Genomic DNA, 17279 nt, shown 5'->3' on the forward strand with positions numbered 1-17279 from the left:
CGCAGACGCTGGGCGCCTATTGGACGCATTATGGCGCCAGCGGCTGGTATGTGGATGCGCTCGTCCAGGGCACATGGCTCGACGCCACCGCCAGCTCAAGCCGGATGATGCAGCTGTCGCCAGATGGCGCTGGCCTTGGCGCATCGCTTGAAGCTGGCTATCCATTGGCGCTCGGCGGCGGCTGGAGCATCGAGCCGCAGGCGCAGCTCACCTGGCAGAGCATCTGGCTCGACGCCGCCAGCGATGGCGCGGCCCAGGTGCGCTTCAGCGACATCCACTCGCTGGCCGGTCGGATCGGCGCGCGGCTGTCGCGCAGCTGGGCGCTGGACGGCGCCTTTGGGCCACAGCGGATCACTATCTGGGCGCGCGCCAATCTCTGGCATGAGTTCATGGGCACGCCGCGTGCCTGGTTCGCCGCCAGCGACGGCGCGTTGCCATTCCGCTCCGACACCCAGGGCGCCTGGGCGCAGCTCGACGCTGGCGTCACCGCGCAACTGAACGGCGCCGTCGCCGTCTACGCCAACGCCGGCTACAACTTCGGCCGCGGCGGCGACTACGACGCCTGGAGCGGCAAGATCGGCGTCCGCGTCAATTGGTGAGACGGGCTACCTGTGCCCGTATCCAGATGACCTCCCGGTCCTGGGGCAATTCGCCAGGGGCCGGGAGGCGCCAGGTATCGTCTGCCGTTATTTTAGCCCGCCGGCCTCGCAACCTTTCTCGCGTCACCGGGGGGCTACTCCGGCGACTGCGACGCATCCGCCACGGCCTGCCGTGAAATCAGCTCCACGCATCCAGTGAGCCTGGACGGGGCCGCACGACTCGGACACAGTCCCCCCATTGGCGGCAAGCATGCGCAAGCCGGCCGGGCGGAGAGGCTCATGGCGAGCACATCCATCGAGTGGACAGACACGACATGGAATCCGGTAGCGGGCTGCACGATCGTGTCGGCTGGTTGCACCAACTGCTACGCCATGCGCATGGCCGCGCGCCTTGAGGCGATGGGCGTGAAAAAATATGCGGGGTTGACGCGCAAGAGCGGCGGCCGCGCCAAATGGACCGGCGCGTTAAGCCTGGACGAGGCCAGTCTCGCCCTTCCCCACACATGGAAGAAGCCGCGGCGCGTGTTCGTCAATTCGATGTCAGACCTGTTTCACCCGGACGTGCCGACTGATTTCATCGCCGAAGTGTGGCGAACCATGCAGGCCACGCCACGGCACACCTACCAGATCCTGACCAAGCGGCCAGAACGAATGGCGGCCATTCTGGCCACTGCGCAATTCCAGATTCTGCCCAATGTGTGGCTAGGCGCCAGCGTGGAGGATAGCGCAGCCTTGCACAGGCTTGACGCCCTGCGCGCAACGCCAGCGGCCATCCGTTTTGTGTCCTACGAGCCGCTGATTGGCTCCGTCGCGGGCGGCGACCTCACCGGCATCCACTGGGCTATCGTGGGAGGTGAAAGCGGCCCTGGCGCGCGCCCGCTCAATCCGCAATGGATCGATGAAATATTCCAGCAGTGCCTCGCGGTCGATGCAGCGTTCTTCTTCAAGCAGTGGGGCGGCCCACAAAAGAAGGCGGCGGGGCGGGTCTATCGCGGCCGTCTCTGGGATGACCTGCCCGAATTAAGAATGTGAGCGGCGATTCTCCTGGCCACCGGCGCCGCCTTGGGATGTGGGTTAGCGATTGCGAAAAACAGCGACGCCATGGGCGGCCCATTGCGGTGATGCAATCGCAGGGGAGCCAGAACGCCACCCTTGAACACTGAGCCAAGGCGCTCGCTTACATAGGTTTCGATAGCGTTCACCGAAGCGCGCCGGGTCTCCATGACCGGATCGCCAAACAGATCGCCCATATCAGGCTCCCCGCCGGCCCACCAACGATCCCGCCAGGCGCGCTCCCCGAGCACACGGTCGAGCTTCGCCTGCTTGCCGGCGTCGAGGTGGCGTGGATCGTGCGGCGCATTGCGATACAGCCCTGACAGCGGAAAAAAATACCAGCAATCCAGCGCTTGCGTGCGGGCTATGGCCTCCACGGTCGTCCAGTCGACCTCCATGCCGTAGGGATCGAGGAAGATCACCCCACGCACGCCGCGCCGGTTTGCGCCGCCCCCTCGCCATGGTGTGCGCGCGCAAATCTCCCGCACGCGCTCATTGGCGTCGCCATCAAGAATATGGATCGTGCGGTCAGGATGGCGCGCGCGGACGCACGCGAGTTCCGCACGCCTGCCGGCATCCTGTTCAATAAAGAACATATCCCCGAGCGGCGGCTCCGTCGCCAAAGCGATGGCGGCAGAGCCAGGGGTGGTGACAATTTCGCTCTGTGCTCCGGCGTCCTGCAACAGCGGCAGATGAGGCCGGACCTCTGTCCGGGATCCTGAGCCCGCAAATGCATCAATGTAGAGCGTTCTGAAGCCAGTGTTTTTCAGCGCGATAGAATATGCGGCCAGATAATCGCGCAAACAACCAAGCTTCACTTCAGTATCTGGCCCACCAAACACATGCCCGGACATGCCCCCCCAGCGACAATCCAACCGACATCAATATAAACAGATTTTCATACATGTAATATAAAAATAGACAGTATCGAACTAAAAATCTGAAACTTAAAATAAAACGCAGGCCATCCGACAATAGCACTGGAGGACCGAACAATCCGTAGACCGCTCAGCCAGCCCGCCTGCCCCCATAACGCAGCCACAGCAGCACGAAACCGGCGACCGGAACCAGAATATCTGTCCAGAAAATCACCCCGGCGTTGCCGGGGGCGTAATTGCCGGTGGTGATCATGGCATGGATGTGCACGCCTGCGGCGCCCCACAGGAAACAGGCGGGGCCGAGCACGGCGGCGAAGCGCATGTCGGCGCTGCGCCAGCAGGCGAGCAGGCCAACAAGGGCGAAGCCCAGGCTGGCGAAGCCAACCTCCTGCTGGAACGGGCTGTCAGCCCAGCCGATGAACCGCGCCGCCATGGCGCTGAACGCGGTGTGCATGACAAAATTGTAAAAATAAGTGACGCCAATGCCAAATAACAGGAAGTAGAACAGCAGCGTCTCCGCCACTGTTACGCCTCGTAGCGGCTTCGGCGCCATGGCCAGCGAGACTAGCGCACAGATCAACCCGAGCAGCAGAAAGCTCAGCGTGAAGTTTGACAGCACAAATACGATAAGGTCGCGCATCCGATTCCCCCGTCACGACCATGCCAGCTTGCCGTAGATTTGCAGCCTGTTGAAGCTGGTTTTACAAAAATACTGAAGGTCAGCGACGTCTGCTGCGGCAGGCTACGACAGCGCCACGCCGCCCTGACATTGCGCGTCTAACCTGCGGTCCCCGGACAACGCGCCGCTGGGGCGACGCATGCCGCAAAGCGCGGGCCCCTGAGAGCAGGAGCTGAGCGGACGCGCCCTGCCCTGGGCGCGCTACTCCCCTGCAAATTAAGGCGTTGTGTCGTCACCGCGGCAATGCATGCTGGCGGAACGACAACGGACGCAAACCCTGCGACGTGGCTTTGATGTGTGCATCCGCCAGGCCCACGCCATCGGCGGGGCGCGACGGTCAGGCGATGGCGAATTTGGCGTCAGGACGCAGATGGAATCCGTTCCGGCGTCCGTTCGAGCGATCGCCGGACCGGTCGGCGATGGCTGCGGATACCCTGGGGAGGGGCTATATGCTGGCGCTGTTACAGATCATCCGGCCCACCTTGCCTATCCTGATCGGCGCCTCGCTGATGCTGACCCTGAGCATGGGCCTGCGTCAGAGCCTTGGCATTTTCATGCAGCCGCTGACGCGCGACATCGGCATCACCGTGTCGGACTTCACTTTGGCGGTGGCGGTGCAAAACCTGGCCTGGGGCTTCCTGCAGCCGGTGGCCGGCGCCCTTACCGTGCGCTACGGCTTCCGCGCGATCATGGTGTTCGGCTCGTTGCTGTATGTCGCAGGCCTCGCCTTGCTGGCCGCCGCCCAGGGCATGATCAGCGTCACGCTTGGCGCGGGCCTGCTGATCGGCGCGTCGCTGGCCTGCACCGCCACCGGTCTCGGCATGGCGGTGGCCACCCGCGCCGTGCCTGAGAGCGTGCGCTCCACGGTGCTCGGCATCGTTTCGGCCGCCGGTTCACTTGGCGCGCTGGTCGCGGCGCCATTGGGGCAATGGCTGAGCGATGGCTTCGGCTGGCGTGCTGGCCTCATTGGCTTTGTCGTGCTGTCGCTGCTGATGATCCCGGCCAGCTGGTACGCTGGTCGCGTCGACAAAATCCCCTTGCCGAAACCTGCCGCCAATGAGTTGGGCGCCGTCAGCCCGTTCACCGTGGTGCGCATCGCCTACAGCAATCTGTCGTTTGTGGTGATGAGCGTCGCTTTCATGGTCTGCGGCATGCAGCTGGTGTTTTTGACCACGCATCTGCCGTCCTATCTGATGTTGTGCGGCATGGACCCGATGCTGAGCGCCCAGACGCTTGGGATGATCGGCGGCTTCAACGTGCTCGGCAGCCTGTTTTTCGGCTGGGCTGGCCAGCGCTGGAACAAGCTGGCGCTGCTCGGGCTGATCTATGTGCTGCGCTCAATGGCCCTCGCCTGGTATTTCGTCACGCCGCCGACGCCTGGCTCAACATTGCTGTTCGGGGCGATCATGGGCTTCCTCTGGCTCGGCGTCAGCCCGCTGGCGGCAGGCGCGGTGGCGGAGATGTTCGGTCTGCGCTGGCAGGCGATGATCCAGGGACTGTCGTTCATGGTGCACCAGCTCGGCAGCTTCCTCGGGGCCTTTGGCGGCGGCCTGCTCTATGACGCGCTCGGCTCCTATGACATGGCCTGGCGGATCGGCGTCGCCCTCGGCCTCACCGGCGGCGTCGTGCAAATCGCCTTCGCCATCGCCAGACCCTCGAAGCCGCCAGAGCTGCGGCCAGCCTGATGGCGGCAGATGCGCGGCCTGACGCGCGGCCAGGCGCTTCTGGCGATCCTGCAGGCCCTGGCGCTTGCGTCGGGGTTACCCAAGGTTCGCCTGGCCTGCCCAGCCGTTGTCGCCGTTCGCTGGTGGTGATATTCTGAGCGTCTGCTCGTCGGTTTGAGGCCTGCCATTTTGCGCGCGTTGCGGCATTCAGTGCTGAAGCTATGGACGGTGACGTTTGTCGTCGCCGCCGTGCTGCTGGCCGCCACCGCCCTGTGGGGCAGGACCGATGCGCATGCGGCTGGCGCTCACAGCCAGGGCCCCGCCGCCGTTCACGTCACCGCTCCCCATGATCACCTGCCTTGCCACCAGTGCGAGGCGGAGCGTGCGCAGCACGTCGATAGCGCCCCCGGCGCAACCAAAGCGGCGGCTGGCGATGACGACAGGGCGGACGCCAGGACCGGCGACGCCTGCATCCACACCCTGCACGTGCATGTGTCGCTGTTCGTTGAGCGTCATCATCAACTGCCGCCACGTACCGATCACAGCAGGGTCGTGCGCGCCGTGGTGCAGGAAACCGGGGCCTCCGCCGGCCCGCTCGCCTTCGACAAGCCTCCGAGAGCCTGACCTCAGTCACGGCGCCGCCGCGCGGCGCCAGATTGCTGTGCTCCCGGAGCTATTTTCATGTCTCGCCACCTCTCTGGCCTGCGCCTGCGCTGCGCCTTCATGCACGCGTTCAGCGGCGCATGCCTGCTCGGCGCGCAAGCGCTGGCGCCCGTCGCCCTGCTATCGCCTGTCGCCTCGCCCGCCCTCGCCGACCCCGGCCACAGCCACGACGCAGGTCCCGCCGTCCGTGGCGCCGCCCCGCGCCTCAGCCTCCGTGGACATCTGTTCGACGTGGTCGCCATCGCCTCTGATGAGGGGCTGCGCATCTATGTCGACCGGCTCAGCGACAACGTCCCCATCACCGACGCCCAGGTCTCGATCAAGGCTGGCGATGCCCGCCCCGCGCCAGCCACGGCGCGCGACGATGTCTATCTCAGCCAGCTGAAACCCGCCGATCTAGCCGGGCGCGAAATCAGCATCAGCGTCGCCGCCGCTGGCGAGGAGGAGGTGGTCACCGGCGCCTTCGCCGATCCTGCGGCGCAGGGGCATGCTGGCGCAGCAGACCACAGCCACGATCATGCGATCCTGGGAGCCAGCTGGCCGCTGGCCACGACCGCTGGACTGCTGGCCCTTGGCAGCCTTGCGCTTGCCTATGGACTGGGGCGACGCTCCGGCAGGCGTCGGGCATTGGCGGTCGCCCTTGCGCTGCTCGCCGCTGTGCCGCTGATCTGCGCGCGGCCCGCTGTCGCTGGCCCAGGCGGAGAAGGCCATTCGCACGACGCGGCCCCGGCGACGACCAGCGACGCGCCCCGGCGCCTCACCGGCGGCGTGGTGTTCGTGCCAAAGCCCACCCAGCGTCTGCTGTCAGTCCGCACCATTCAGGTCCATGCGGCCGATGTCGCCCGCCGTGTGCGTCTCGATGGCCGGGTGATCGCCGCGCCCACGGCGCTACTGTCCATGCACAGCGTCAGAGGCGGTCGGGTCAGCGCCGCTGGCGACAGCTTCCCGCATGTCGGTATGAAGGTCACGCGCGGGCAATTGTTGGCGGTGGTGACGCCGACCATCAATGCAGCTGACGCGACCACCATCGCCGCCACCATTGCTGAAATCGAACAGCAGATCGCCACCACCGCGCAGCGCCTGCGCCGCCTCACCACCCTCGCCGCCCGCGCCGCGGCGCCCGAGGCCCAGGTGCGCGATCTGGAGACAGACCTGCAATCGCTGCAGCAGCGGCTCGCCCGGGTGCGCGGCCAGGCGGCGGCGACCGAGCAGCTGATCGCCGAGGCCGATGGGGTCATCGCCACCGTGAATGTCAGCGCTGGCGGCGTTGTCGACCCCAATCAGACCGTGTTGCAGATCCTCAAGGATGGCCAGGTCTGGGTCGAGGCGCGTGATGTCGCCGGACGCGACCTTGCGGCCTTCACCGGCGGGGCGCTGGCGCCGTCAGCTGGCCAAACCGCCACTTTTGCCTCCGCCGGTATTGGTTCTTCCACTCCAGCCTCCGCCATCAGCCTGACGCCGGTCGCCGCTTCGCCGATGCTGGCGTCGGGCGCGCGACAGATCAGCTTCGCCATGCGCGGCGACGGCGCCCTGCCGGCGCCAGGTGCGCTGGTGCAGGTGGTCGCCAGCCTGGCCGAGACGCTGCGCGGCGTCGCCATTCCCGCCGCCGCCGTCACGCGCAACGCCAGCGGTTTGCCAGTGGTCTATGAGCACACGGCGCCCGAGCATTTCACCATGCGCGTGATTGTCGGCGACTACGCCGACAGCCAGAGCTTTGTGGCCCTGAGCGGCGTCGCTGACGGCGCCCGCATCGTCACCACGCCCGCCCACCTGCTCAACCAGATCCGGTGAGGCCGCCATGTTTGCTCTGATTGTCCGACACAGCCTGCAAAGCCGGGCGCTGGTGCTGCTCGCGGCGCTTGGCATGCTGGCCTATGGCGCGTGGCTGTTTGCTCGCACGCCTGTCGACGTGCTGCCGGATCTGACCCGGCCCACCGTCACCATCATGTCCGAGACCGCCGGGCTTGCCCCGGAAGAGGTCGAACGTCTCGTCACCCGCCCCATCGAGAACGTGCTGCGCGGCGTCACCGGCGTCACCATGGTGCGCTCCACCTCCGGCACAGGCTACGCCATCGTCAACGCCGAGTTTGACTGGAGTGAAGACGCCTCCCTCGCGAGGCTCCGCGTCAGCGAACGCATGACGACGCTGCAGGCGAGCCTGCCGGCTGGCGTCGTGCCGATGATCGCGCCCGCCACCTCGATCATGGGCGAGATCATGCTGGTGGCGCTGACCAGCGACAGCGCCGTCTGGGACCGCATGAAGCTGCGCGAGATCGCCGATTTCGAGCTGAAGCCGCAATTGCTGGCCGTGCCCGGCGTCGCCTCGGTCAGCATCATCGGCGGCGCGGTGCGGCAGTTCGGCGTCGCGCCAAACGTCGCAGCCCTCACCGCTTATGGGCTGGGCCTCGATGACATCACCACCGCATTGCGGCGCTTCGCCGCCAATAATAGCGGCGGCTTCATCGACGACAGCGGCCAGGAGCACATCCTGCGGCTGGTTGGCCACAGCATGGAGCTTGACGATCTGCGCCAGCTGCCGATCGGCGTCGCCAGCGGCGAGACCATCCTGTTGCAGCAGGTGGCCGAGGTGGCGTTCTCGGCGCGGACGCGGCGTGGCGACGCCGGCTACAATGGCCAACCCGCTGTGATCGTCTCCATATCCAAACAGCCCGCCGCCGACACGCTCACCCTCACCCGCCAGATCGAAACCCTGCTGGCCGAGGCCCAGAAAGCCGCCCCCACGGGCGTCAGGCTCGACCAGGTGCAGTTTCGCCAGGCGGATTTCATCAATGTCTCCGTCGACAATCTGCTGTTTGTGGTGCTGAAGGCGGCGCTGGTCGTGGCGGTGGTGCTGATCGTGTTTCTGCGCAGCCTGCGGGCGAGCGTGATCTCGCTGGCGGCGCTGCCGATGTCGCTGGCCCTGTCGCTGGTGATCTTTCATTTTCTCGGCCTGTCGATCAACACCATGACGCTTGGCGGCGTTGCCATCGCCGTGGGCGAACTGGTGGATGACGCCGTGGTCGACGTTGAGAATGTCATCCAGAAGCTCAAGCAGAATGTGCGCCTCAGCCAGCCGCGGCCGGTGATGGCGGTGATCGTCGAGGCCAGCCAGGAGGTGCGATCGGGGATCGTCTATGCAACCGCGATCGTCGTGGTGGTGTTCATTCCGCTGCTGTTCATGCCGGGGCTGGAAGGCCGGCTGTTCCTGCCGCTGGCGCTGGCCTATATCGTCGCCATCGCCGCCTCGCTGGTGGTGTCAGTCACGCTGACGCCGGCCCTGTGCTACTGGCTGCTGCCGCAGCGGGCGGCCCAGCTGGCCGACAAGGGCGACGGCTGGTTGCTGGGGCGGATCAAGGCGCTGGCCCGGGCAGGCACGGTTACGGCGCTCCGCCATTCTGGCGCTGTGGCGGTGGTCGCCGTGCTGGTGGCCGCGGCTGGCGTCGCCGGTCTGCTGTCGCTGCCGCGGACGTTTCTGCCAGGCTTTAATGAGGGCACCATCCTCGTCGGCGTGCGACTGGCGCCAGGCTCGTCGCTGAAGGCCGCCAGCCACGTCGGCGCCCTCGCCGAGCGGTTGATCCTCAAGGTCCCAGACGTCGCCTCGGTGGGGCGTAAGACCGGGCGCGCCGAGGGCGATCTGCACGCCGAGGGCGTGCATGCCTCGGAGATCGACGTGCGCCTCAGGCCCGACCATCGCCCCATGCCCGAGGTGCTGGCGGCGCTGCGGGCGCAACTGGCCGGCCTGCCGTCCGACATCGTGCTGGGCCAGCCGATCACCCATCGTATCGAACACATGTTGTCCGGCGTGCGCGCGGCGGTCTCGGTGAAGCTCTATGGTCCGGACCTCAACGTTCTGGAAAGCCAGGCGGAAGATCTCCGCGTCAGGCTCGCCAGCGTCAGTGGCCTTACCGACGTACAGGTGGAGCGGCAGGCGGCGTCGCCGCAAATATCCGTGTCCGTGCGCGCCGATGTGGCCCGCGCCCACGGCGTGCGCGCGCAACAGGTGCTGGAACAGGCGCAAATCCTGATGGCCGGACAGGATGTGGCGCGCATCTACGACGGCGAGCGCGCCTTTAACGTCACCGTTAAGGCCCGCGATGAGGACCGCAGCCTGACCAGCTTGCGCGAGATGCTGATCCAGACGCCACGAGGCGCCGTGCCGCTCAGCGTACTGGCCGAGGTGCATGTTGGGGTTGGCCCTGGCGTTATCTACCGCGACAACGGCATGCGCCGGTCCATCGTCTATGGCAATCTCTCCGGGGAGCGCAGCCTCGCCGAGGTCAGCGCCGCCATTGCGGCGGAACTTGAGACGCTGCGCCTGCCGCCTGGCTATCGCGTGGCCATGGATGGAACCTATCAGGCGTCCGTACGCGGCCTGCAGGTGATGCTGGCCATGAGCCTCGCCTCGCTGCTGGCGATCATGCTGATCCTGTATCGCAAGTATCGCTCGGCGGTGCTGGTTGGCGTCGTGATGTTCAACATCCCGTTGTCATTCGTCGGCGGCGTCGTCGCCCTGAAGCTGGCTGGCCTCGATTTCTCCGTCGCCGCGGCGGTGGGCTTCATCGCTTTGGCCGGCATCTGCACCCGCAACAGCATCCTCAAGATCAGCCATTACCTCAACATGATCGCCTCGGGCGGACGGCTGATGGGCGTGCGCACGGTGGTGGAGGGCTCGCTAGACCGGCTGACGCCGGTGCTGCTCACCGCCTGCTCCGCCGCGCTGGCGCTGGTTCCGCTGATCATGCTGAAGGGCGCGCCAGGGGCGGAGATCCTGCACCCGGTGGCGGTGACGATGTTTGGCGGGCTGATCTCGGCCACCCTGCTCGACGCCATCATCACTCCCGCCCTGTTCTACCGCTTCGCCCGCAAGGCGGCGCAGAACCTGACGACGCCTGAGGCTGTTGCACAGGATCGGGCGCAATTTGGCCAGGATCGGGCGCAAGCGCCGGCGGAGCCTCGCCTCGCGCCGCCGATCTACTGAAGCGAGGCCCGTCGCCGTCCACGTGCGGCGACGGGCCGCCCGACCTGGCGGGAACGACGTCCAGCAGCGGACAGCAAGCAGTGCGACGGCCTGCTGGCGCGCCATCGCGGCTACCCTTCGTGTCGGCCATGGTGCTACTGCGAACCGGATGCGGCCCAAGCCTCGCCTGATACCAGGATACGAAGATGCTGACGCATCCGCATCCTGAAATGCTCAGGCGCCGCACGGGCTTAACCAGAACTGGTTAGCGGCAGAGGCAGGACATCGGCATGCCAGGCAGAAACCGCCCCAGGCGCCTCAGATCCTCAGGCTGTCGAGATGCACCAGCTCGGTGATGCCCGTTGGGGCATCAGGCTCGCAGGGTTCGTAGACCATGTCGGCGAGAATGCGTGGCCCATATTGGCGGAAGCAGACGTGCCAGCGGTGGCGGATTTCCACGTCGAACTCATGCGCGGCGTGTCGTTGGCTCACGCCCGTGACGATGCCCAAATTGCCGTCGCGGATTTGCTGCCTGAGATCAGCGTCATGGATCAGTTGCTGCACCTCTCCCACCATATGGTCGACGAGCGGCACGTCGATCAGGGTGGCGAATTCTGGCCAGACCTTCCGAAAGCCTTCCGAGATCGCCAGCATTCGCACGCCGTCATAATCGAACAGCGCCCGGATGGCGGCCTGTCGCTGGATGAACAGGCGCTCGAGCGTCAGCTCATCACGCATGGTGCGGGCCATGAGCCCCTGCAGCCGCTGCATGCGCTCTGCCGAGGGCTGGTCGACGCCGCTCTCCCAGCGGGCGATGGCAGGTTGCGACACGCCCAGCATCTGCGCCAGCGTCTCCTGCTTCAGGCTGTTCAGTTTGCGCCAGGATTTGAGGCGCGCGCCAAAGCGCTGCGCTTCGCTGGCCTGACTGCCGGTCAGCACCGGCTTACGGATTAATCGCATCGGCCCCCCCAGCCCCGGCTGCAGCCATCCAGGCGCCCGGACGCCCCCGCCCCGGCCCCGCACTGGCGTCAACCGTAAGACATCGCATCTGTCTCAGGCGGCCGCTGGCGCTGCGGAAATACAATTCATGCAAGCGCTGGATATTTCAAGTAATGCCGACAACATAGCGGCGCAATTTGTCAGAATATTTGCAATGTCGCTCGCGCGGCGCAGCGGATCAGTGCCGTGGCTGCGCAGATGGCCCGCAGATCGACACAGCGTGGGTGCACAAATGTATCATATCAGAACCAGCTGAGCGTGATAGATCGGGGTCTGGCCAAGCCCGTGCGGCGCCTGAGCATTTCAGGATGCGGATGCGTCAGCATCTTCGCATCCTGGTATCAGGCGACCGAAACCCGCCTCCGACAAATCGCACAGATGCGCGCGCCCCCTGCCCTGAACCACCCGCCGCCAGTTCAGGGCCGCGCCTTCATGAGGAGGCGGACGCCGCCTGCTTGCGTCCGCGCCTGCCAAATGCGGCGCGCAATTGTTCCAGCACAGCGTAGAACACCGGCGTCAGCAGCACCGCCAGCACCGTCGCCGACAGCATGCCGCTGACCACGGCCACGCCCAGCGACACCCGGGCGCCCGAGCCGGCGCCTGTGGCGGTGGCCAGCGGGACCATGCCGAGAATGAAGGCGAACGACGTCATCAGGATCGGGCGAAAGCGCAGTCGCGCCGCCTCCACCGCCGCAGTGGGCGCATCCATGCCATGCTGTTGCATCTCGCGGGCATATTCCACGATGAGAATGGCGTTCTTGGCGGCCAGGGCGATCAGCGACACCACGCCGATCTGCGTGTAGAGATCGTTCGACATGCCGAGGGCGGTGAGGGTCGCCACCACGCCGACCAGCGCCATGGGCACGGTCAGGATCACCGCCAGCGGTTGCACCCAGTTTTCATATTGTGCGGCCAGCACGAAATAGACCAGCAACAGCGCAATGCCGAAGATCCAGTAGATCTGGTCGCCGACCACCTGCTCCTGATACGACATGTCGGTCCATTCGGCGCCCATGGTCGGCGGCAGGCTGGCGCGCGCCACATTGTCCATCAGGGTCATGGCGGCGCCAGAGCTGACGCCGCTGGCCGGCGAGCCCATCACCGAGGCGGCCGGGTAGAGATTGTACAGGGTGATCAGCGGCGGGCCGAGGTCGTCGACAATCTGAGCCACCGCGCCCAGCGGCGTCATGACGCCGTCGCCTGTCTTCACCTTCAGCGCCAGAATATGTTTTGGCTCAAGGCGGTAGGCCGCGTCGGCCTGCACATAGACCTGGAACACCGTGTTATATTTGGTGAACTGGTTGACATAAGACGAGCCGACATAGCCCTCCAGCGCCTTGAACACCGCGTTGACGCTGACGCCGAGCCGTTCCGCCTTGTCGCGGTCCACTTCGAGGCGCAACTGCTTGACCGCGCCCTGGAAGGTGGCGTTGACCTGGCTGAGCCGTGACTGGGCGTTGGCGTTGGCCGCCAGCGTATCGGCCGCCTCCTGCAGCGCGGTGAAATCCACGCTGCCGTCGCGCATTTCCACCATCATGCTAAAGCCGGAGGCGTCGCCCACGCCCTGGATCGGCGGCGGCGTCAGCACCTGGGCCACCGCCGTGTCCATCTCATTCAGGCTGCTCTGGGCCCTGGCTGCAATCGACGCCAGCTTCAGCGCCGCGGTGGTGCGCTCGTCCCATGGTTTCAGCACCACATACAGCATGCCGGCATTGTACAGGGTGGCGTTGCCATCCACCGGCGAAATACCGGCGACGCCGATGACATGGGCGACCCCGTCCAGCGCCCGCAGCCGGGTGCCTGGTCAAACGGGACGTGCCGCCTTTTACCATCGTGGCCGGCACGCCGGCGCGGCAGGTCGGGCAGCGCAGCGACGGCCACAGAGCCCTTGCTGCTGCGATGCTGCAAGAAGAGCGTCGGCGGTGATTTTCGCGGTCAGATGGGCTCCAGTTTGTCACGCGTGGTGACGGGGTTCGGCCTCTTGACCAGCGAGCCAGATGTCGGCCCGCACACGACCTGCGTGTGAGGAATGTGGGGCGCAACCAGCCGCACGGCGCGCCTGCGCCCGCTGCTGCCTGGCCGTGCACGCAGCAAAGGCGACTGCCGGTGCCGGACAGCTTACAGGGGTTTTCACGGGACCGGCGCCAACGCGCGGTGCGTTTAGTCCGGGAGCGACGCCTGGCAGGCGCTGCTGTTGGTAGCCCATCCACGCGTGAGTGCGATACCAACAAAAGTTCGCGCAAGCGCGAGAGAGCCGTTTACACGCGTTAACAGGAAACCCATGGTTTTCCTGGATTTCCTGCCGCGCAAGGGCGCGAGGAGCGTGCTGGAATCATGTGTTTGGCGACCCCGGCAGGATTCGAACCTGCGACATTCGACTTAGAAGGTCGACGCTCTATCCAGCTGAGCTACGGGGCCGTTTGGCGAGACTGCGTGTGCATCAGTCGGCTAAAGGGCCGTCAGATGGCTTGCGTCGGCGCACGTCTCGCTGTGCGGCGACCAGGGAGTGTCACGGGCGGCCGCTGGCTGCCGGGGCGTGACGGCGCCACGCCCTGGCGGCGCGGGCGGTGCGACGCCGATTGGGCGTCATATGTACCGGGCCGATCCGCTTCATGCAAACCGCATGCTCCGGCGGTCGTGTGTTTTGCGCCATTCTGGCGCCGGCCGTCAGTGGGTCCAGGGACCCTGGCGATCGGTGCGGAAATTGTCAGAATAGGACGGGTTGAGGCGCGGGCGCGTCGGGCGAGGCTCTTCAACGCGATAGGCGATGTCGTTACGCTCGGCGTAGGCCACCGCCTCTTCCTTGCTGTCAAACCACAGGCGCAGTTGCTGGCGGGTGTCGGTCGAGCTCGTCCAGCCCATCAGCGGCTCCACCCGACGCGGGGCGGCCTGGTCAAACGCCAGCAGCCAACGACGGGATTTGCCCTTGCCAGACTGCATCGCATTACGGGCAGGCTGCAGAATTCGCGCGATCATATGCACATCCTGAATCAAACCAGGCTCTATCAAACCGACTGACGCCACGCCGGACGTCGCCAGCGCCCCGCCTAGCATCTGGTCCGCAAAAATACAATTCGCCAGCCATGGCGTCCATATCATTGCGACAGCGCCGCTGCTGCGCTGACGGGCGCAAGGGGCTGCGCCGGCTCGCCGCGCGCGCTTGTCGCGCGCCCTTGCCGCGCCTCTTGCCGCGCCTCTTGCCGCGAGCCCTTGCCGCGCTCACTTGCGGCGTATCTTGCCGCTCCCTCCGTCGCGCTGCTTGCTGCGTCTCCTGTCGGCGCCTCGCCGGTTGCTCGCTGCCTTCCTTCCCGCATTAATGCAACGCGACTTGCCGCGGCCTGTTCAGGTCGCCGCGCCCTGCCCCCGCTTCTTGCAACAGGTTAGGCGGCTGCCGCTGCGGGTGTGCACAAGGCGCCGTGAAAGCACACAGGCGTATGCGAGCGACAAAACAAGTATGGGTGGGCACGATCACATTGAAACGTGCGGCAGGCCATATTAAACACATGATGTAACCGTACGCGGTCAATGTATTTCAGGCTCATTTTTCAGGAACAAACACATGGTTCTGCTTCGTTCTGGCGCCCTGCTCGTTGCGCTCATCGCCGGCTCCGCCGCCTGGGCGCAGGGCGCCGCCCCCGCCCCGGCCGCCGCCGGGCCAACGCCCGCTTTCCCGGGCGGCGCCACGTCGGTGCGTGAAAGTCACGGCGATTGGGTGGTGAGCTGTGGCGTCAACGCTGAGAAGAAAAAGGTCTGCGCCGTGTCGCAGCAACTGGCGCAGCAGGCCAAGGGCGGCGCCGCGCAGCGGGTGATGACCATTGAGCTGGCGCCAGGCGCCAAGGGCGCGGAAGGCGCGCTGCTGCTGCCGTTCGGCCTGTTGCTGGCCAAGGGGGCTGCCTTGCAGGTCGATGACGCGCGTCCGCTGGCGCCGGCGGCGATCCGCACCTGCCTGCCGGCGGGCTGCGTCGCGCCGCTCAACATTGACGCAGCCCAGGTCAATAACATGCGCAAGGCCAAGCAGCTGAAGGTCAATCTGGTGGCCGCCGACAGCGAGAAGCCGGTCGTGCTGGCGGCCTCTCTCAAGGGCTTCGGCGACGCGCTGGACCGCGCGGCGCTGCTGCTCAAGTAAGCTGGGCGAGACCAACTGGCGCGCTGGTCCTGCTGTGTGCGCGCGGCCAGAGCTCCAGGCGTTTGGTCTGGACCCTTGAGCTGGGGCAGGCCGCAATATTAAAGCGGGCGGGCGGTTCCGACACGGGCGGGAATCCGGCCGCCGCGCTGCATTTCCGCACGTACCGACCGCTCCGCACCGGCTCATGCTCTCGGTCTCGACGCCGGGAGGGGGCGCTCGCTCAAGCCATGGCGGTTGATCTGAATGCGCTAAAAGTTTCGGCACGGCGCATTTGCGACCGGCGCGTCGGCTCCGGCGATGCACGGCCAGTCTGGCAATGAACCTGTGCATGCAATCGCCCGCCCGCAGCGGAGGCTTTTTGCCGGGTTCGGGGCTTGCGCCACTATGGGCGCGCCACCACCTGTCGAAGCGTTGGCCTTTGCGCCGCGGCTCTTCAGGATCATTGATGAACATCCCCTTCTTCGACCGTTTGCCCCCTGGCTTGCAGGAAGCGCTTGCTCCGTTTGTCCAGTTGGTCATGGACAATTCCACCGCCGCCATCGTCATCGGGGCGGTCGTGGCCTGCCTTGGGGCGTGGAAGGTGCTGGCTGACTGACCCACTGCGCCGATCTGTGCGCTTGTCGGGCGTCCCCATCCGGCGCGTCGCTCGACACACTGAGAACCGGGACAGTGCATGGATTTCATGCCAGAACGTGGCCTTTCGATTCCCCCGGCTGGCTGCATCTGATCGGGCTTCGGCCTCGACCGGTCCACCTGGCATATAGAGCCTCGTTCCATGCGTTGTTTTTATGCGGCCATCGCCGCACTCTCATTCGTCACGCTGGCTGTGACCGAAGCCGATGCCCGCCAGTTTGGCGGATACCCGTGCACCGATGGCTGCGCGGGCCACAAGGCAGGATATGACTGGGCTGACCAGCACGCGGTCGGCGCCCCCGCCGAGTGCGAGGACATCCTGCGCCGCTCCCCGGATCAGACGGCGGTCTACGAAGGCTGTGTGGTCTATACCGAGGATCCAGGGCGCGGCTCTGACGAAGACGATGCCGGGGCGCCCATCAGGTAGGCCGCCTTAGCGTGATGGCCAGCCGTCATGGCGCATGCCGGGCCGCCACAGCATGCCCTGACGCCACAGCATGCCCTGGCGCCACATCGGTCGCCTGCCGCGACCCGTGGCGGCGGCTGGAGGTCGACGCCCGCCCTCGCAGGCGGCGCGCGACGACGTAAGCGACTTTGGCCGCCGGACCATCTGGCGGCGACACGCCTGCCGTCAGCGTCAGCGCCGGGCGCTATCCGACGGAGGGCGCACGGTCTGTAGGGTGGATGGTCTGTAGGGTGCACGATCTGTACGGTGCACGAGCTGTCCCGGGCGCGTTTTCGTGAGCTGCGGCCCCTGAAGGTTGCACGTTGTCCCCCGATTCTTCCGCTTCGCCCTAAGTTGCCTCTTGCACTCCCCTCCCTATCCCCGTATCCAGCACTGGCTTTGAGCACGTCGGGGCATAGCGCAGCCTGGTAGCGCATCTGCTTTGGGAGCAGAGGGTCGCAGGTTCAAATCCTGCTGCCCCGACCATTCGCTCAATCACCATGGGTCGCATGACCCTGGTAATGGCGCTGGACCATGCAGCGCCGCGGCCTCTCACCAGGTCACACCGCGCCAGTCACGTTCT

General features: G+C 66.1%; 14 protein-coding genes and 2 tRNA genes. 10 read left to right on the forward strand and 6 right to left on the reverse strand.

Annotation, left to right across the window (positions count from 1 at the left end; translation table 11 throughout):
• Together AC6A67_RS06910 and AC6A67_RS06915 are read left to right on the forward strand one after the other, a co-directional pair.
• On the forward strand, positions 1 to 599 hold a 599-nt coding region (locus AC6A67_RS06910), incomplete at its 5' end, for an autotransporter domain-containing protein (RefSeq protein ID WP_498035817.1).
• A 279-nt stretch (positions 600 to 878) separates the two neighbouring features.
• The gene (locus tag AC6A67_RS06915; protein WP_498035858.1) at positions 879 to 1631 is read left to right on the forward strand and encodes a DUF5131 family protein; all 753 of its coding nucleotides are present in this window, start codon (positions 879 to 881) and stop codon (positions 1629 to 1631) included.
• On the opposite strand, the gene AC6A67_RS06920 is transcribed toward AC6A67_RS06915, so the two are convergent.
• Positions 1586 to 2506, reverse strand: a complete 921-nt coding sequence (locus tag AC6A67_RS06920; RefSeq protein ID WP_498035818.1) for a three-Cys-motif partner protein TcmP — start codon at positions 2504 to 2506, stop codon at positions 1586 to 1588. The genes AC6A67_RS06915 and AC6A67_RS06920 overlap by 46 nt on opposite strands.
• Positions 2507 to 2660: 154 nt before the next feature.
• Positions 2661 to 3170: a DUF6790 family protein gene (locus AC6A67_RS06925; RefSeq protein WP_498035819.1), complete on the reverse strand. Its 510-nt coding sequence runs from the start codon at positions 3168 to 3170 to the stop codon at positions 2661 to 2663.
• Between the two features lie 491 nt (positions 3171 to 3661).
• Between AC6A67_RS06925 and AC6A67_RS06930 the strand changes: the two genes are divergently transcribed.
• From AC6A67_RS06930 to AC6A67_RS06945, 4 genes are all read left to right on the forward strand, one after another.
• Positions 3662 to 4894, forward strand: a complete 1233-nt coding sequence (locus AC6A67_RS06930) for an MFS transporter (RefSeq protein WP_498035859.1) — start codon at positions 3662 to 3664, stop codon at positions 4892 to 4894.
• Between the two features lie 189 nt (positions 4895 to 5083).
• Complete coding sequence (locus tag AC6A67_RS06935) at positions 5084 to 5497, forward strand: hypothetical protein (protein WP_498035820.1); 414 nt, start codon at positions 5084 to 5086, stop codon at positions 5495 to 5497.
• A gap of 57 nt (positions 5498 to 5554) precedes the next feature.
• Positions 5555 to 7327, forward strand: a complete 1773-nt coding sequence (locus AC6A67_RS06940; protein ID WP_498035821.1) for an efflux RND transporter periplasmic adaptor subunit — start codon at positions 5555 to 5557, stop codon at positions 7325 to 7327.
• A 7-nt stretch (positions 7328 to 7334) separates the two neighbouring features.
• On the forward strand, positions 7335 to 10514 hold the full coding sequence (locus tag AC6A67_RS06945) for an efflux RND transporter permease subunit (RefSeq protein ID WP_498035822.1): 3180 nt from the start codon (positions 7335 to 7337) through the stop codon (positions 10512 to 10514).
• 297 nt (positions 10515 to 10811) lie between these two features.
• On the opposite strand, the gene AC6A67_RS06950 is transcribed toward AC6A67_RS06945, so the two are convergent.
• The 4 genes from AC6A67_RS06950 to AC6A67_RS06965 all read right to left on the reverse strand — a co-directional run bounded on the left by AC6A67_RS06950 (position 10812) and on the right by AC6A67_RS06965 (position 14468).
• Positions 10812 to 11453, reverse strand: a complete 642-nt coding sequence (locus AC6A67_RS06950) for a helix-turn-helix domain-containing protein (protein ID WP_498035823.1) — start codon at positions 11451 to 11453, stop codon at positions 10812 to 10814.
• A 469-nt stretch (positions 11454 to 11922) separates the two neighbouring features.
• Positions 11923 to 13284: an efflux RND transporter permease subunit gene (locus AC6A67_RS06955; protein WP_498035860.1), complete on the reverse strand. Its 1362-nt coding sequence runs from the start codon at positions 13282 to 13284 to the stop codon at positions 11923 to 11925.
• A gap of 549 nt (positions 13285 to 13833) precedes the next feature.
• A tRNA-Arg gene (locus AC6A67_RS06960) sits at positions 13834 to 13910 on the reverse strand.
• 249 nt (positions 13911 to 14159) lie between these two features.
• Positions 14160 to 14468 carry an ETC complex I subunit gene (locus AC6A67_RS06965; RefSeq protein ID WP_498035824.1) on the reverse strand — a complete coding sequence of 103 codons (309 nt, stop codon included), beginning with the start codon at positions 14466 to 14468 and terminating at the stop codon, positions 14160 to 14162.
• Between the two features lie 583 nt (positions 14469 to 15051).
• Here AC6A67_RS06965 and AC6A67_RS06970 point away from each other — a divergent pair.
• The 4 genes from AC6A67_RS06970 to AC6A67_RS06985 all read left to right on the forward strand — a co-directional run bounded on the left by AC6A67_RS06970 (position 15052) and on the right by AC6A67_RS06985 (position 17182).
• Entirely contained in the window at positions 15052 to 15618 is a 567-nt protein-coding gene (locus AC6A67_RS06970) for an invasion associated locus B family protein (RefSeq protein WP_498035825.1), read from the forward strand.
• Positions 15619 to 16063: 445 nt separating this feature from the next.
• The gene (locus AC6A67_RS06975) at positions 16064 to 16213 is read left to right on the forward strand and encodes a hypothetical protein (RefSeq protein WP_498035826.1); all 150 of its coding nucleotides are present in this window, start codon (positions 16064 to 16066) and stop codon (positions 16211 to 16213) included.
• A 180-nt stretch (positions 16214 to 16393) separates the two neighbouring features.
• Positions 16394 to 16678 (forward strand): hypothetical protein, encoded by a 285-nt coding sequence (locus AC6A67_RS06980; RefSeq protein WP_498035827.1) that lies wholly within the window; start codon positions 16394 to 16396, stop codon positions 16676 to 16678.
• Between the two features lie 427 nt (positions 16679 to 17105).
• Positions 17106 to 17182: transfer RNA gene (locus tag AC6A67_RS06985), tRNA-Pro, on the forward strand.
• Positions 17183 to 17279: the final 97 nt, after the last annotated feature.

The sequence above is a fragment of the Camelimonas sp. FR25 genome (assembly GCF_059740505.1).

Bases quoted from the DNA above. Each gene is read 5' to 3' on its own strand.
- AC6A67_RS06920 (WP_498035818.1), bottom strand. From the start codon at position 2,506: ATGTCCGGGCATGTGTTTGGTGGGCCAGATACTGAAGTGAAGCTTGGT.
- AC6A67_RS06940 (WP_498035821.1), top strand. From the start codon at position 5,555: ATGTCTCGCCACCTCTCTGGCCTGCGCCTGCGCTGCGCCTTCATGCAC.
- AC6A67_RS06925 (WP_498035819.1), bottom strand. From the start codon at position 3,170: ATGCGCGACCTTATCGTATTTGTGCTGTCAAACTTCACGCTGAGCTTT.
- AC6A67_RS06975 (WP_498035826.1), top strand. From the start codon at position 16,064: ATGAACATCCCCTTCTTCGACCGTTTGCCCCCTGGCTTGCAGGAAGCG.
- AC6A67_RS06945 (WP_498035822.1), top strand. From the start codon at position 7,335: ATGTTTGCTCTGATTGTCCGACACAGCCTGCAAAGCCGGGCGCTGGTG.
- AC6A67_RS06965 (WP_498035824.1), bottom strand. From the start codon at position 14,468: ATGATCGCGCGAATTCTGCAGCCTGCCCGTAATGCGATGCAGTCTGGC.
- AC6A67_RS06970 (WP_498035825.1), top strand. From the start codon at position 15,052: ATGGTTCTGCTTCGTTCTGGCGCCCTGCTCGTTGCGCTCATCGCCGGC.
- AC6A67_RS06950 (WP_498035823.1), bottom strand. From the start codon at position 11,453: ATGCGATTAATCCGTAAGCCGGTGCTGACCGGCAGTCAGGCCAGCGAA.
- AC6A67_RS06915 (WP_498035858.1), top strand. From the start codon at position 879: ATGGCGAGCACATCCATCGAGTGGACAGACACGACATGGAATCCGGTA.
- AC6A67_RS06980 (WP_498035827.1), top strand. From the start codon at position 16,394: ATGCGTTGTTTTTATGCGGCCATCGCCGCACTCTCATTCGTCACGCTG.